The 13,840-nt window shown below is 55.8% G+C and carries 10 protein-coding genes; 1 reads left to right on the top strand and 9 read right to left on the bottom strand.

The genetic code is table 11. From position 1 onward, the window contains the following. Positions 1-7: 7 nt before the first annotated feature. From ldtD to cmoM, 5 genes are all read right to left on the bottom strand, one after another. Positions 8-1,849 (bottom strand): L,D-transpeptidase, encoded by a 1,842-nt coding sequence (gene ldtD / locus M495_RS08070; RefSeq protein ID WP_051150508.1) that lies wholly within the window; start codon positions 1,847-1,849, stop codon positions 8-10. 222 nt (positions 1,850-2,071) lie between these two features. Then, on the bottom strand, positions 2,072-6,523 hold the full coding sequence (mukB, locus tag M495_RS08065; protein ID WP_020826145.1) for a chromosome partition protein MukB: 4,452 nt from the start codon (positions 6,521-6,523) through the stop codon (positions 2,072-2,074). Further along, a complete protein-coding gene (gene mukE / locus M495_RS08060; RefSeq protein ID WP_041414390.1) occupies positions 6,520-7,248 on the bottom strand; it encodes a chromosome partition protein MukE in 729 nt (242 codons plus the stop codon). Before mukE ends, mukB begins: the two co-directional genes overlap by 4 nt. After that, complete coding sequence (mukF, locus tag M495_RS08055) at positions 7,229-8,551, bottom strand: chromosome partition protein MukF (protein ID WP_020826143.1); 1,323 nt, start codon at positions 8,549-8,551, stop codon at positions 7,229-7,231. Before mukF ends, mukE begins: the two co-directional genes overlap by 20 nt. Beyond that, on the bottom strand, positions 8,548-9,333 hold the full coding sequence (gene cmoM, locus M495_RS08050) for a tRNA uridine 5-oxyacetic acid(34) methyltransferase CmoM (protein WP_020826142.1): 786 nt from the start codon (positions 9,331-9,333) through the stop codon (positions 8,548-8,550). The genes mukF and cmoM overlap by 4 nt, the downstream gene beginning before the upstream one ends. Before the next feature lie 151 nt (positions 9,334-9,484). Between cmoM and elyC the strand changes: the two genes are divergently transcribed. Further along, entirely contained in the window at positions 9,485-10,258 is a 774-nt protein-coding gene (elyC, locus tag M495_RS08045; RefSeq protein WP_020826141.1) for an envelope biogenesis factor ElyC, read from the top strand. A gap of 6 nt (positions 10,259-10,264) precedes the next feature. Here elyC and M495_RS08040 read toward each other — a convergent pair whose 3' ends face one another. The 4 genes from M495_RS08040 to M495_RS08025 all read right to left on the bottom strand — a co-directional run bounded on the left by M495_RS08040 (position 10,265) and on the right by M495_RS08025 (position 13,756). Continuing rightward, complete coding sequence (locus M495_RS08040; protein WP_020826140.1) at positions 10,265-11,161, bottom strand: YcbJ family phosphotransferase; 897 nt, start codon at positions 11,159-11,161, stop codon at positions 10,265-10,267. A 149-nt stretch (positions 11,162-11,310) separates the two neighbouring features. After that, positions 11,311-12,060 (bottom strand): 3-deoxy-manno-octulosonate cytidylyltransferase, encoded by a 750-nt coding sequence (gene kdsB, locus M495_RS08035; protein WP_020826139.1) that lies wholly within the window; start codon positions 12,058-12,060, stop codon positions 11,311-11,313. Next, positions 12,057-12,239 (bottom strand): Trm112 family protein, encoded by a 183-nt coding sequence (locus M495_RS08030; protein WP_006320791.1) that lies wholly within the window; start codon positions 12,237-12,239, stop codon positions 12,057-12,059. Before M495_RS08030 ends, kdsB begins: the two co-directional genes overlap by 4 nt. 290 nt (positions 12,240-12,529) lie before the next feature. Beyond that, a complete protein-coding gene (locus M495_RS08025; protein WP_020826137.1) occupies positions 12,530-13,756 on the bottom strand; it encodes a winged helix-turn-helix domain-containing protein in 1,227 nt (408 codons plus the stop codon). Positions 13,757-13,840: the final 84 nt, after the last annotated feature.

Here is a 13,840-nt window from a genome sequence, read left to right as displayed (position 1 = left end):
ACTGCATTTATTGCATTAATTTTTCGGCCTGAGCCAAAATTTGTGCACCCGATCTCACCGTATCATCGTAATTGTAAATATCTGTACGGAATTGTGGCTTTCCATCATCAGAGACCCAGGCGGTTAAATAATACAATTTAACCGGAATATGCTGGCGGATATTTACGTAGGTGGTATTTCCCTGTTTTAGGGTGGAGGAAACACGGGTATTGTTCCAGCCCGCATCCTGCAACAGCATATTCGCCAAATCCGAAGCCTTGTTGACCCGCACGCAACCAGAGCTCAGGGCACGAATGTCTTTCTGGAACAGGTTATGGTTCGGCGTGTCGTGCAAATAGATGGCGTCCGAACTCGGCATGTTGAATTTAAAACGCCCCAGCGAGTTGGTCGCTCCCGGAGCCTGGCGGATCCGGTACGGGAAGTTGCGGGCCGACACCATATTCCAGTCGATCATTGCCGGGTTGATCACCTCAGCATCGTTGCTCCAGCCGGAAAGCACGGTATAACCGTGTTTTTGGAAGTAGCTGCCGTCACGCATCGCCTTCGGCACAATGTCTTCGCGCACCAGCGTAGTCGGCACGTTCCACGGCGGGTTAACTACCACATTGTTCAGCGCACTGTTCATCAACGGCGTCTTGCGGCTGGGCCGCCCTACGATCACCCGTGACGAAAGCACCTCATTGCCGTTCAGGTAATAGGTCAACGAGTAGTTAGGAATGTTGACCATAATTCCGGTGTCAACACGACCGGGAAGAATGCGTAAACGCTGGATGTTCAAGGCTAACAGCGAAGCTCGCATTTGCGGCGTCACGTTAAGCCATTCGCGGGTGCGTACGCCAATCACGCCATCAGCGCTCAACCCTTGCCATTTCTGGAAGCGTTTAACGCCCTCAACCAAATCGGCAGTATAGCGATTGTCCGTGACCGTGACCGGACTCTCCTGCTGCTGACTGAACGGCGATTGCGGTGACGGCGCCAAGTCTTTTACCGGCGCGGCGGCCGGGCTGACTACCGCACTCTGGGCCTCGCGATTTTTCTCTTCATCTACCGATAAGCCACCATCGTCTGGCTCATTGCGCGAACCGGTCAATACCGCAGGCGGCTCCTGCGCCTCTGCCGGCGCGGCAGAAGTGGTCAGCATACCGTTGCGCGCCAGGATCTCGCGCAAGGCAGGAATATCATCGCTCAGTTGATCGGGGCGCAAACTCGGGCCATTGGCCATCTGCGGCCATGGGCGTCCATCAGCCAGCATGTCGCGTAATGCCTGATGCATCTTGGCGTATTGCGGGTGCTGCGGTGCCAGCGAGTTGACATACGGCACCGTTTTACCCTGACGCACCGCCAACTGCCACTGGTTAATCACCGTATTCGGTGGTAAACCGAGCTTGTAGGGAATGTTGCTGTACAGCCAGCTGTTGCCATTGGCGCCGATCGATGAAACGAACTGCAAATAGCCCAACATCGCATCAGACAGTACGATATCGCGGGCCACACCGGTAATGGCTGGATTGGTCAGCAATTTCACCCATTGGGTGAACTGCGGCTGAACGCCAGACATCGCCAACTCGGCCAACTGCTGCTGAAATTGCTGTACCGCTTCGCGATCCTGCCACATCAGTTGCATCCGGTTCGCTGCGTACAAAGGAGCAAGCGTTGAAAGATAATGCGGTGTGATACCTTTAGGCAATGCCGCAAGCAATTCCGAACGACTTTGCGCAACTGACATGCCGGAAGACGCCACCGGGAATGCAGGAACGGTTGCCCATACGGGTAGCGACGACGCAAGACCACATGCCATTGCGCAACTCAACGCCAAACGTCGTACCTTGTTTCCATTTCTAAGCAACATCCATTGCCCCCTGTATGCTCACAAAAAATACAACTAAGACAGCTTATTAGTTTCAGTATACGAACAGAAAAGCCATTTTGCCCTTTGGCACTAATGAATAACTGTAATTCATTAAGCTACCCGTTTAAAAGCGGATAAAAAAGCAGGACTATCATCCATGTGTACAAAAAAATAGCCACCCCAGGGCGGCTATTTTCAGATTATTAGCGGGCTTTTTTGCGCTTACGGCGTTTCAGCCGCGGTGACACCCAGTGCCGCAGGCGGTTCGTTAGCGAAACCGCGCAGCCCCACAACGTGTACGTGTTCATGGTTCTGGAACACCTTACGCACCAGCTTATACGTGGTCCCTTTTTCCGGGCTGATGTTTTCCGGTGCGGCAATAATCAGCTGCATTTCCAGGCGATCGCACAGCTCGAACAGGGTCGCGATAGATTTGGCATCCAGTCGTGCCGCTTCATCGAGGAACAGCAGACGGCATGGGGAGATATCTTTACCGCGCAGGCGGCGAGATTCTTCTTCCCAACTCTGTACCACCATCACCAGAATCGACATCCCGGTACCGATCGCTTCACCGGTAGACAACGCGCCGCTCTCGGCACGCAACCAGCCGTCGGAGCCGCGGAACACTTCCACTTCCAGCTCGAGGTAGTTACGGTAATCCAGCAGCTCTTCACCGATGGTCTGCGGCGTGCGCTGGCCCATATCAATCTGCGGATTCAGGCGCTGGTACAGCTTGGCCAGCGCTTCTGAGAAGGTCAGGCGGTTGCTGTTAAACAGATCCTGATGCTGTTCCTGCTGCTCAGAGAGCACGTCCAATAGGGTCGCATGCGCTTCACGCACGTTGACGTTCAATCGCACGCTTTTCACCTGACCGAAGGAAACCGCCTGCAAGCCCTGGTTGAGCATGCGGATACGGTTCTGTTCGCGCTGGATGGTTTTGCGAATGATGTTCGCCACGCTCTTGGAACTGATCGCCAGCTTCTGCTCACGGGCGGTCAGTTCTTCGGTCAGACGGCCCAGCTCGATTTCCATCTGCTCGATAGCCTCGACCGGGTCATCAGTACGAATGATGTCCTGACGAATACGCTCGCGCAGATGCTGGTACACCGCGATATAGAACTGGATCTTGCGTTCAGGACGCTTAGGATCTTCCGACAGACGCAGCACGTCACGCAGGTGTTCGTTATCCGATACTGCCAGACGCAGCGCACCGAGCGCCTTATCCGACATCGAGCGCAGTTCGTCGCCGTCCATATAAGCCAGTTCGCGACGGTGCAGACGACGCTCAACTCCATTGTCTTTCACCATGCGCATCACAGCGCACCAGCCCGCCTTGGCGGTCACCACCTGCTCACGCAACTGATGGTAATCACGCTCAAGCTTACGCAGTTTCTTCTGCAAGCCGTCCATTTCCGCCTCGCAGAAGGTCAGCTGTTTTTCCAACTGGTTACGGCGCGCGCGGTTGTTGCTCAGGCCAGCGTGCAGTTCATCACGACGTGCGCGGGCACGGGCTTCAGCATTGGCATCCGCCTGTACGCCAATGTCGACCAGCTCCTGGCTCAGTTCTTTCAGCATGTCGCGCTTGGCGTCATACGAGCTTTTCAGCGACGCCAACACCTGGCTGTACTGAGTAAACTGGGTCTGGTACTGACGTAACTGCTCGCGGGCGCGGGTACGTTCCGCTTCCGCGTGTTCAAGACGTTGGCGCAGCTTGTCGTTCAAATCGTTGTTGGCGTTTTGCATACCGGCAGAGTCGGTATAACCGAAGTGCGCGCGGCGCTGTACCACTTCGATCAAGGCAAACGCCTGCTGTTTAGCCTGACGCTGTACGCTTTGCGCCTGGATGTAATCCTGCTGCAGCTGTTCATGTTGCTGCGGATCGCTTTGCAGCACCGACAGCAACGGCTCCAGCTTGGTCAGGGAAACGCCGTGCTGCTGAATATGACGCGCGGCATCCTGCGCCTCTTCCAGCTCTTCACGGATTTCTTCTACGCGATCCTGCAAGGTTTCATCGTTTAACAATGAGACCAACGGCATCAGGCGGTTCAGCGCGGAGATGCCTTCTTTCGCCTGCTCATATTGCTGGCGTTGCTGCTGGTTCTGCGCTTCATGGTTGTTCAGCGCGCGCTCTACTTCACCGCGACGGGAAGTGAGGCTGCGGATTTCCGCTTCCGGATCGGCGTCAAACGCCACCGCCAGATGAGAGCCAATGAAGCGGCTGAAGGCCTGATGCGAACGCTGGGTCTTTTGCACGTCGAATGACAGCGTGGCGTAACGCTCGGCCAGCGTTTCACGCTCGGCGTGCAGCACTTCCAGGCGGTTTTCGCGGGCGGCGCGACCAAACAGCGGCACTTCCGGATAACGGGAGTAACGCCATTGGCGATCGGCGGTTTTCACCAACACCGCTCGGTCTTGCTCTTCAACGGCGAACACGCTGTCATCGAATGACTGCGGATCCCCTTCGATCAGATAGAGATCTTCCGGGCAATCTTCCAACCCTTCCAGCATTTCGCGGACCAGCGACAGATCCGGCACCACGATCGCGTGACGCGACGGGCCATACAATGCGGAGAAGTAAGGCGCATCGTCGATAGTGACATCGTCGTAAATTTCGGAGAGCAGCACGCCGCCAAAACGTTCGGCCAGCGTAACCAGGCGTTGGTCTTCGGCCCCGCCCGGCTGGCTGAGACGTTCGATCTGCGCTTCAACCGCACGCTTGCTGGCAGCCACTTCGTCACGCTCAACGGTGGTTTCACGTTCGCGCTCCAGCAGTTGCTGCATGTACTCAGTCACCTGCTGGCTGCTTTCCAGCGGTTCGCCGCTCTGCTCGCTGAGCTGGCTCAGAGCATCCTGCGCCGCTAACCAGACAGGGGCGCGGGTGGTGAGCTCACGAATGCGTTGCTGAATTTGCTCCAGTTCCTGGCGCATTTCCATCCGACGTTCGCCGGCCTCGCTGACGCTTTGCGACAGCGACTCCAGACGCTCTTCCAGCTCTTGTTGCAGAGCATCGAGTTCATCCGGCTGATACTGCTGACCATGGCGCTTGCAGAATTCCTGCAGCAGGCGTTCGGCATCCTGCTGGGAGCGCAGACGTTGTTCCAGCTCGCTCAGGCGCATGCGCAATGGCTGTACGCGTTCGGCAAGGTGTTGTTGCGATGGCCAGTCGCGCAGCAATTCGCGCGCGCACTGCCAGGCTTCGCTGCGGCTGACCTGACCGGCGATTTTCCCCACCAGCTGATAAGCCTGTTCAAACTGACCGTGCGCGGCATCGGCCACGCTCAGTTTCTGCTCGAGCATCAGCAAGGCTTCCGTCGCCTCTTGCTCGCGCGCCTGGAAGGTATCCAGCCACTGTTCGGCATTTTCGGCGGTCAGCTCCGGCAATTGGCACAGTGCTCGCGCACGTTCCAACGCCTGCAACGCTTGCTGATATTGAATGGCGCGGGTCTGCTGCACGTCCAGCGCCTGCTGGTAGTCGGCGAGTTGGCTTTTCAGCTCATCCACTTCCAGTTCGGCCGCCTCGGCGCGCGCTTCGTTTTCGGCCTGCTGTTCGCTGGCCTCCGCCACCACTTCGTTCTGTTCTTCCAGACGGTAAGTCAGCTCTTCCAGATCGCCTTCATAGCGCTCGATCTTTTCCTGCTGACGCATCGCCGTCTGCACCAGGTTAAGGTGATCGCTGGCGGCCTGATAATCCGTTTCCAGATCGGATTCTGCGCCACTCTGCTCCGCCAGTTCGCGCGCCATTTCCACATGGCGATACTGCTCAGCAGCCAGCTGTTTGCGGCTGCCCAACAGATCGCTGCGTAATGCCAGCGCGCCGTCCAGATGAATACGTCGCTCATTGGCATGGCGCATATAGTCCGCCGCCACGTAGGAGGTGGCTTCTGAAATCAGGTGCTTGAACAGATCGCGATCGCTTTGGGTCACGCGGATCGCTTCCAGCGTCATGCGGTTTTCACGCAGCGCCGCTTCCATGTCCTGGAAGGCCTTGCGCACGCCGCTGTTTTCCGGCAACAGATAGTCGCGCAATGAGCGGGTGATGGCGCTGGAAATACCGCCGTACAGTGAAGCTTCGATCAGGCGATAGAACTTGCTGCGATCGGACGATGAACGCAAGCGTTTCGGGATCACGCCCAGATCGAACATTAATGAGTGGTAGTCGGTGATGGAGTTGAATTGCTTGAACTGCACGCCTTCCATCTCTTCAACGCGCTCTTTCAACTCCTGCAGTGTCAGCACGCGCGCCTGGCGCTCGCCCACCGTTTGGGTCAAAAGTTCGGTCGGCTGTACTGCCGTTGGCAGGCCCTGGATGGTGAATGGCTTGATGTCCACTTTACGGTCACGGCCGGCCACCTGTTGCAGGCGCACGCCCACCACGACACGCTGGTGGCGTGAGTTGATCACGTCGAGAGTGGAATAACACACCCCGGCACGCAGCTTACCGTGCAGACCCTTGTCGCGCGAGCCGCTGGTGGCGCCGGCTTCGGTGGTGTTACGAAAGTGCAACAGCGTCAAGTCGGGGATAAGCGCAGTGACGAAAGCCGCCATGGTGGTGGATTTCCCTGCCCCGTTACCGCCGGACAGCGTGGTCACCAACTCATCGAGATCAAAGGTGCGGGCGAAGAAGCCGTTCCAGTTGACCAGCGTCAGCGAGCGAAATTTACCGCGTTCAATCATTCCTGTTCATCCTCTGCACTGTCCGGTGTGGTATCAAGCTGCGAATCTTCAGCATCGCTTTCATCAGTCAGCGACAGGCTGTTTTCAACCGGCATCGCTTCGCCGTCACGGATCATACGTAACTGTGCTTCACGCGGATCGTCACCGCTGCGCACATCGGCGCCAAAGCGGAACACCGCTTCGGTGATGCGGAACTTGCTGCTGTCATTGCCCATGAAGTAGATCATGCCCAGACGACGCAGGCGGTTCAGTGAAGTGCGCACTTTTTCGTGCAGCTTCTGGCGATCGAGATCCGAACCGGTAGAGCGCTGATTAACGAACTTCAGCAATTTGGTTTCGTCCGCCAGGCTCAGCAACTCGTCGTACAGCTCCTGGTGGCTGAAAATCCCCTCATGCGCCAGACGCTCCGGGCTGAGATAGAGATAGCACAGGATTTTCCCCACCATCATGTCCAGTTCGGATAAAACCGAACGCGGGATCAGGGTAGTGGACCGCGGACGCAGATAGAAGAACCCTTCCGGCGCGCGGATCAACTCCACGCTGTAGCGGGCGTAAAACTCTTCCAGTTCATCCTGGAAATCCATTAAGAAGGCGTGGTTGTCCAGCTCATCGATACCGATGTGACGACCTGCGCGCAGATGGCTGTCCAGCGCAGGGAACAGCGCGTTAGACAATGCCTTGGCCAGCTTGACTGGCATTACTTGTTCAATATTTGTCGATGACATGGGCCTGGACCTTGGCTCCGTAATCATTGATTGCCTGCCATTGTGCCGGCAACCCTGAAAAATCTGCTTCAGCCACACCAAGGCGCACTGCCTGGTCGACCACTATACGTGCCACATCGAAATGACGGGCACGCGGATATTGCGCCAGATAATCGCGCATCACCGCCCCTAAATTGAGCGGCATCTGTTGTTCCTGATAAATCTTCAACGCCTGTTCGATCATGGCCGCCAGCTGCTCGCGAATTTCGCTGAACTCCTCGAATTCCAGATCCGGCGGCAATTCCCCGGTCACTTCCTCGCTGCGCAAGGCCAGCTCTTCGTCACGCATATCCAGCAGGCGATCGGCGTTGGCATGGGTCAGTGTCCATGGATTGTCGAAATAGTTCTGCACCGACTGGCGCAAACGCTGAGCGAACACCCGGTTCTTGTCCATGTCGATCGCGGTACGGATAAATTTGTGCACGTGGCGGTCGTAGCCAATCCACAGGTCGATCGCCTGCTGGCCCCAACTGATGATGCGGTCGAGCTTGCTTTGCAAGTCGAACACCAGCTTATCGACGAAGCCCAGCTCCGCGCCACCCAGTGTAGCATCCTGAATGCGCAGCAGGTTGGCCTGCAGCTTGTCGCCTGCCGCCTCCAGAGTATCCTGCAGTTCACGCAGGGTGCCTGAGGTTTCGGACAGCAGCATCTCACAGCTGGAAATGGCTGCCCGCCAGTCCTGGTTCAGCAGCGCGGCGATATCATCTTTTACGCCCTGCTGCTGTTCATCCATCACCCGTTGGGTCATGTCGATGCTGTCGAAGATTTCCGCTACCGAATATTTCAGCGGGGCAAATACGTTGCGGTGCCAGTGGAAATCGTCACCGCCCTCTTCGGCGGCGTCGGCGGCGCGTTTCAGCTCCTGCGCCACGATCGACAGCTGCATCGACAGACGCAGCGTGGAGAATTCGCGCTGACGAATATAGTAATCGGTAATGCCGATCCCCAGCGGCGTCAAACGGTAAATTGCGTTACCGTCCGCCAGTTCGCTGGTGAAGCGGTTTAACAGGCGCTGGCGCACCATGTCGTTAATCGCATTGTTGGCGCGGACCGCCACCGTTTCATGCGTCTGTTCGAAACCCTTGCTGACATGGCGAAATGCATCAACCAGCTCACCTTCGCTCATCTCGCCGTCCAGCCGCTCGCCGTTCAATGTGGCGATAGCAAGCAAAAACGCGAGACGCTCCGTAGGGAGCGAAATAGAGAAATCATTTTTCCGTGCCCAGGCGACCAGTTCGGGTACTGTCTGGGAAAATTCACTCATAGTTCGTCCTTCAGGTTTGGTTTATGCGCCATGACGTGAATATAGCGCCCCAAACTCACGTACGGCTCCTGCCGGCAATAGTGCTGTTCAAGCGCCAGTAACTCTTCAAATTTTTGCGTCTGTAACTGCCTGCTTTGCAGGTAATCGTGGAACACCCGCACGCCGGTTTTCCCGCTGATGCGCATGCCCAATTGTTCCAGCCAGCCGTATACCTGCGGCGGACTATGTGGATATTGCGGTGACAACGAACGCTTTCTGCGCCTTCTGACCTCGGGGTTCACCAGTTGGAAATTACCCAACACCACGTTACGCATCAAGAGGCCATTGGCATTAAAGAACATCAATGACAGTGCGCCACCTGGCAGCAGGCAGTCGAACAACGCCCGCAGTGCCGCTTCAGGTTCGGCAATCCATTCAAGCACAGCATGAAACAATACCAGATCAACCGGCTGTTCCAAATGTTGGCCAATATCCTGTGCTGAACTTTGTATGAATTGCATGTTCTGGCTCACACCTTTCTGCTCAGCCAGTAATGCGGCGCGTTGGATCATCTCACCAGAAAGATCGCACAACAACACCTGATGTCCTAATTCTGCCAATTGGCAAGCCATATGGCCTTCGCCGCCGCCGGCATCCAGAATGCGCAGCGGCCGCTGCGGCAACTGGGCCAACAGCGTGGTCAGATCCTGCCAGACTACCGCCTGACGGATTTTCCCTTTGGTGGTGCCGTAAATATTACGCGCAAACTTTTCAGCAATATCGTCAAAATTGCGATCCTGCATGGACAACGGCTCCGCTGATCTTATTCTGTTGGGGGCAAAGCGCCAGCCCATTCAAACCTGCTATTTTGGCACAGACTGGCTTAGAATGAATCTTCTTGCGGCCTGAATGTGCCCGGATGTCGTTTTTTCGCCCAAAAGGACCTGATTTTTGATGCTGTTTAACCTGAAAAAGTTCATTGGCGCCATTTTAATGCCGTTACCTGCGCTGCTGCTGTTGATGGGACTGGCGCTGTTGCTGCTATGGTTCACCCGTTGGCAAAAAAGCGGCAGGGTCATTTTGACGGTGAGCTGGCTGTTTTTGCTGCTTTTCAGCCTGCAGCCGGTGGCCGACAGGCTGCTACGCCCAATCGAATCGGAGTATGTCACCTATCGCGGCACTGACCCGGTAAAGTATATCGTGGTGCTGGGGGGCGGCTATACCTTTAATCCCGATTGGGCCCCCAGTTCCAACCTGATCGGTAACAGCCTGCCACGCGTCACGGAAGGCGTGCGCCTGTATCTCGCGCATCCCGGCGCAAAAATGGTGTTTACCGGAGCCGGAGGCCCCAATACTCTGAGTAACGCGGCGACGGCGGCGAAGGTAGCGGAAAGCCTGGGAGTGCCAGGCAGCGACATGGTGCTGTTGGATCGCCCGATGGATACCGAGCAAGAGGCATTGCAGGTGTCGAAGCTGGTCGGGCAGCAGCCCTTTATTCTGGTGACCTCGGCTAACCATTTGCCACGGGCGATGCGCTTCTTTGAAGCCAAGGGGCTGCACCCTATTCCGGCACCAGCCAACCAATTGGCCATCAGCTCACGTTTGAATATCTGGGATCGCGTGGTGCCATCGGCTATGTTCCTTGGCCACAGCGAACGCGCCTGGTATGAAACGCTCGGCAGCCTTTGGCAATGGCTTAAAGGGGCCGATGAGGTTTCTGTCGACTAAACCAGCTTAACCGGCAAGCCAGGGCAGCAGCTGTTTGGAAGCATAATCAAACGGTTGCCGATCCAGCTTGCCGGTATGAATCAACCGCCCCACCGCCTCCCACACCACATACAACCAGCGCCGCACCAGGAAAGATTCCGCCACCGGCGCACGTTGCAAATAATAAAACAGCAACTGACTGGGCATTCCTGCCTCACACAGCCTGAAAAGCTCATATTCCCGTGGCGCCCACAGCATCATTCCAGGGTTCAACATCGCCAGTAATTGATCGCTTTTGGGGTCTTTTAACATACTGCGTAGCGACAAGTTGCCGTGCACCAGCACGCAGGGATCGTCAAATCCGACAAAAAAATGGGTCAATGCTTCACGTGTGCGATACAGCAAGCGACGGTCTGCCATCGTCAGCTGCGGCGAATTAAGGTTGCTGACCGTTGACCACAGCACTTCCACCCGCTGTTGATACCAACAGAACCAGTCGTTTTCCTGAGTGCTGTCGACCGTGCCGACGCAGCCGTGGCTGTCGATACGGTGCCAGGCTAATACGCCGTCGACCACCTGTTCCATCAACGAATTCCAGCGATCCGGTGTGCGCGTCGGCGCTTCTGCGGATACGCCCCGCAAACGTTCTATCAGCAAGATCTCTTTATAGGGTGATTGCTGGGTATAGACCACGCCATACACCGTCGGCAAACGAATATCGCCTTCGCGCGCCAGCATCGACAGCTTATAGGCCTCCTGCTGGGCAATCCCTTGGCAGACAAAGCTTTTCGCCATCAGCGGAATAGCGTGCCCCTGTTGGTCGTACAGTGAATACATGTGTGCATAAGGCTGCTCGCTGACGCGTTCCAGTCGGCTGATAGACTCACCCAGCACAATACTCAGTTCAGCGCGTAACTGCTCCATAAGGAAATAGCCTCAAGAGATAGGAAGAGACGCAGCTATCATCGAACGCTAAGCAGATAAATTCTTCAACGCAGATCAACAAAATGGGGATATAAGAAGGGAAATGATAATACCGCCGGCGTGCCGTGTGGCGCACCGGCGTTCAATGATCAGCTTTTCATGCTGTCACGGACACGCTGCAAGTCTTCCGGCGTATCAACACCCACGCTCGGCATTGCCTTGGCAACCGCCACGTGGATTTTTTCGCCGTACCACAGCACCCGCAACTGCTCCAGCAACTCAATTTGTTCCAGTTGGCTTGGCGCCCAGGTGACATAACGGCGTACAAAGCCGGCGCGATAGGCGTAAATGCCGATATGCCGCAACAGGCTGTCGCCGATGCTCTCTTTGGATTGGGCGAAACGTTCACGATCCCACGGAATGGTGGCGCGCGAAAAGTAGAGCGCATAGCCCTGCGCATCCATAACCACCTTAACTGCATTGGGGTTGAAGGCTTCTTCCGCACTGTCGATCGGCACTGCCAAGGTAGCCATACCAGCCTGGCTGCCCGCCAGGTTTTCAGCCACCTGCCGTACTATGACCGGAGGGATAAGAGGTTCGTCACCCTGAACGTTAACGATGATTTCGTCATCATTAAAGCCATAATGCTCGATCACTTCAGCCAAACGTTCGGTGCCCGAATTGTGATCGGCCCGGGTCATGCAAACTTCACCACCGGCCGCTTTCACCGCTTCGGCGACGGCTGGGTGGTCGGTCGCCACAATGACGCGGCTGGCACCGGACTCGCGCGCACGTTCCATGACGTGCACCACCATCGGCTTACCGTGAATATCGGCCAGTGGTTTCCCAGGCAAACGGGTTGAAGCATAACGAGCTGGAATAATAGCGATGAAACTCATGCGTGTTTCTCATCCAATGAAAGCGCCCGCGCCTCATTTTCCAGCAGAACCGGAATGCCATCACGCAGCGGGTAGGCCAGGCCATCCACTTTACACACCAGTTCCTGGTTTTCTTTGTTGAAATAGAGCTTACCGTTGCAGACCGGACAGGCAACGATTTCGAGTAAACGGTGGTCCATGCATCCTCCAGGGTGGAGATCTTACGTAAGGAAAGTGGATGAGGATAGCACAACGCTATGCGCCAGGTTAATCACCGGCTGCCTTGCTGTTGCGTTTTAATCTGCTGCAGGGATTGAACTGGCAATGGCGCAGGCGTAGAATTTTGTGATTCAGATCACAAAAAGATATTTCTCATGATCAAACGTATTCATAAGATCATCGCCCTGTTTGCCAACTTCAGCAACTGAGGCCACCCCCTTGTAACGAGCGGCGCTGGAATTCGTTTTACCCACGCCGACAACGCCGTTCGTTATTCTACTTCCCAACCCTCGCGCCATTCGGTCGCCAGCGGCGCCGGAATATCACCCAAAATAACCTGATTTGCACCGTGCCATTTTGCACTACGGGTGATAGCTTGCCGAATGTCCTGCATACGCTGTATACCAAAGCGAACCTTGGTCTGCGGATGGAAACTGATGATTTCAAATATACCCTGCCGACGATGCATTTTTGCATCAATGCGACCAATCAGTTCTCCACGTTGCAACACGGGAAGGGTGAAATAGCCATACTGCCGTTTTTCTTTTGGCGTGTAACACTCCAACCGGTAATCGAAATCGAACAACTCCAGGGCGCGGCGGCGATCCCAAACCACTGGATCGAAGGGAGAAAGCAGAGTGGTTACGCTTGATTTCAGCTTACCTTGCTCCGCCAGGTGCAGTTCTTCGGCCAGCGAATGGTGTACGTAAAACTCCCCGTCCAATCCGTCGATCAACACCGGCAGCACTTCTCCCTGCTGCTGCAACCCGGCCAAGAGTGCCTTCGGCGCCACTCGCTTCAGTCGGTAGTAATCTGCCAACCATTCAGCCTTGAATATCCCCAGGAAGCGACAGGTACGCGTCAGCATCTCATGCCGCGCATGATCGGCCGCCAATACGTGCCTGTTATCATCCCAATAGGGCATTAGCCTTTCCGTAAGATCATAAACGCGGTGGAAGTTGCGTCGCTCAGCCACCATAAGTTTGCCGGCGGTAAACAGGATCTCAAGATGCCGCTTTTCCGGCTTCCAATCCCACCAACCGCTGTTCCCTTTCTTCTCGGCGCTAAAATCCGCCGAACGTACGGGGCCAGTGGCTTCAATATGTTGCAGCAGTGCATCAATTGCGGTGCGATGGTCCTGCATCCACTCTTCGGAATACTTCCAGCCCATACCCTGCGGCTGCAGCATACGATGTCGCAGCAGGCCAAAATCTTCAATGGGTAAAAAGCAGGCTTCATGTGCCCAGTACTCGAACAACTGTCTACCGGCCAGCGCCTGTTCCAGCCATTCGGACTGATAATCACCCAAGCGGCTGAACAGCACCAAATAGGGGCTGCGAGCGACAACGCTGATGGTGTCTATTTGCAGGAGGCCCATACGCTGAATGGCGGCAACCACATCGTCGGGCTTGGCTTTACGTTTTATCGGGGTTAACAACCCCTGTGCGGCAAGGTGGAGCGCACGGGCGGCAGTAAGAGAAATAACGGGGGTGTTCATCCTGATATCCGAAGTGATTGAGCAATCGCTTGATAATAGTGGATATCGGGGAATTTATCTTCGCCAGTGCTTGGGGTGGCGGCA

The sequence above is a fragment of the Serratia liquefaciens ATCC 27592 genome (assembly GCF_000422085.1).
Taxonomy (GTDB): Bacteria; Pseudomonadota; Gammaproteobacteria; order Enterobacterales; family Enterobacteriaceae; genus Serratia; species Serratia liquefaciens.
This window is presented reverse-complemented; position numbering and strand designations above follow the sequence as displayed.

Excerpts from the sequence above, each read along its gene's own strand:
- M495_RS08025 (WP_020826137.1), bottom strand. The coding sequence starts at position 13,756 with ATGAACACCCCCGTTATTTCTCTTACTGCCGCCCGTGCGCTCCACCTT.
- mukB (WP_020826145.1), bottom strand. The coding sequence starts at position 6,523 with ATGATTGAACGCGGTAAATTTCGCTCGCTGACGCTGGTCAACTGGAAC.
- M495_RS08030 (WP_006320791.1), bottom strand. The coding sequence starts at position 12,239 with ATGGACCACCGTTTACTCGAAATCGTTGCCTGTCCGGTCTGCAACGGT.
- cmoM (WP_020826142.1), bottom strand. The coding sequence starts at position 9,333 with ATGCAGGATCGCAATTTTGACGATATTGCTGAAAAGTTTGCGCGTAAT.
- elyC (WP_020826141.1), top strand. The coding sequence starts at position 9,485 with ATGCTGTTTAACCTGAAAAAGTTCATTGGCGCCATTTTAATGCCGTTA.
- ldtD (WP_051150508.1), bottom strand. The coding sequence starts at position 1,849 with ATGTTGCTTAGAAATGGAAACAAGGTACGACGTTTGGCGTTGAGTTGC.
- mukE (WP_041414390.1), bottom strand. The coding sequence starts at position 7,248 with ATGTCATCGACAAATATTGAACAAGTAATGCCAGTCAAGCTGGCCAAG.
- mukF (WP_020826143.1), bottom strand. The coding sequence starts at position 8,551 with ATGAGTGAATTTTCCCAGACAGTACCCGAACTGGTCGCCTGGGCACGG.
- kdsB (WP_020826139.1), bottom strand. The coding sequence starts at position 12,060 with ATGAGTTTCATCGCTATTATTCCAGCTCGTTATGCTTCAACCCGTTTG.
- M495_RS08040 (WP_020826140.1), bottom strand. The coding sequence starts at position 11,161 with ATGGAGCAGTTACGCGCTGAACTGAGTATTGTGCTGGGTGAGTCTATC.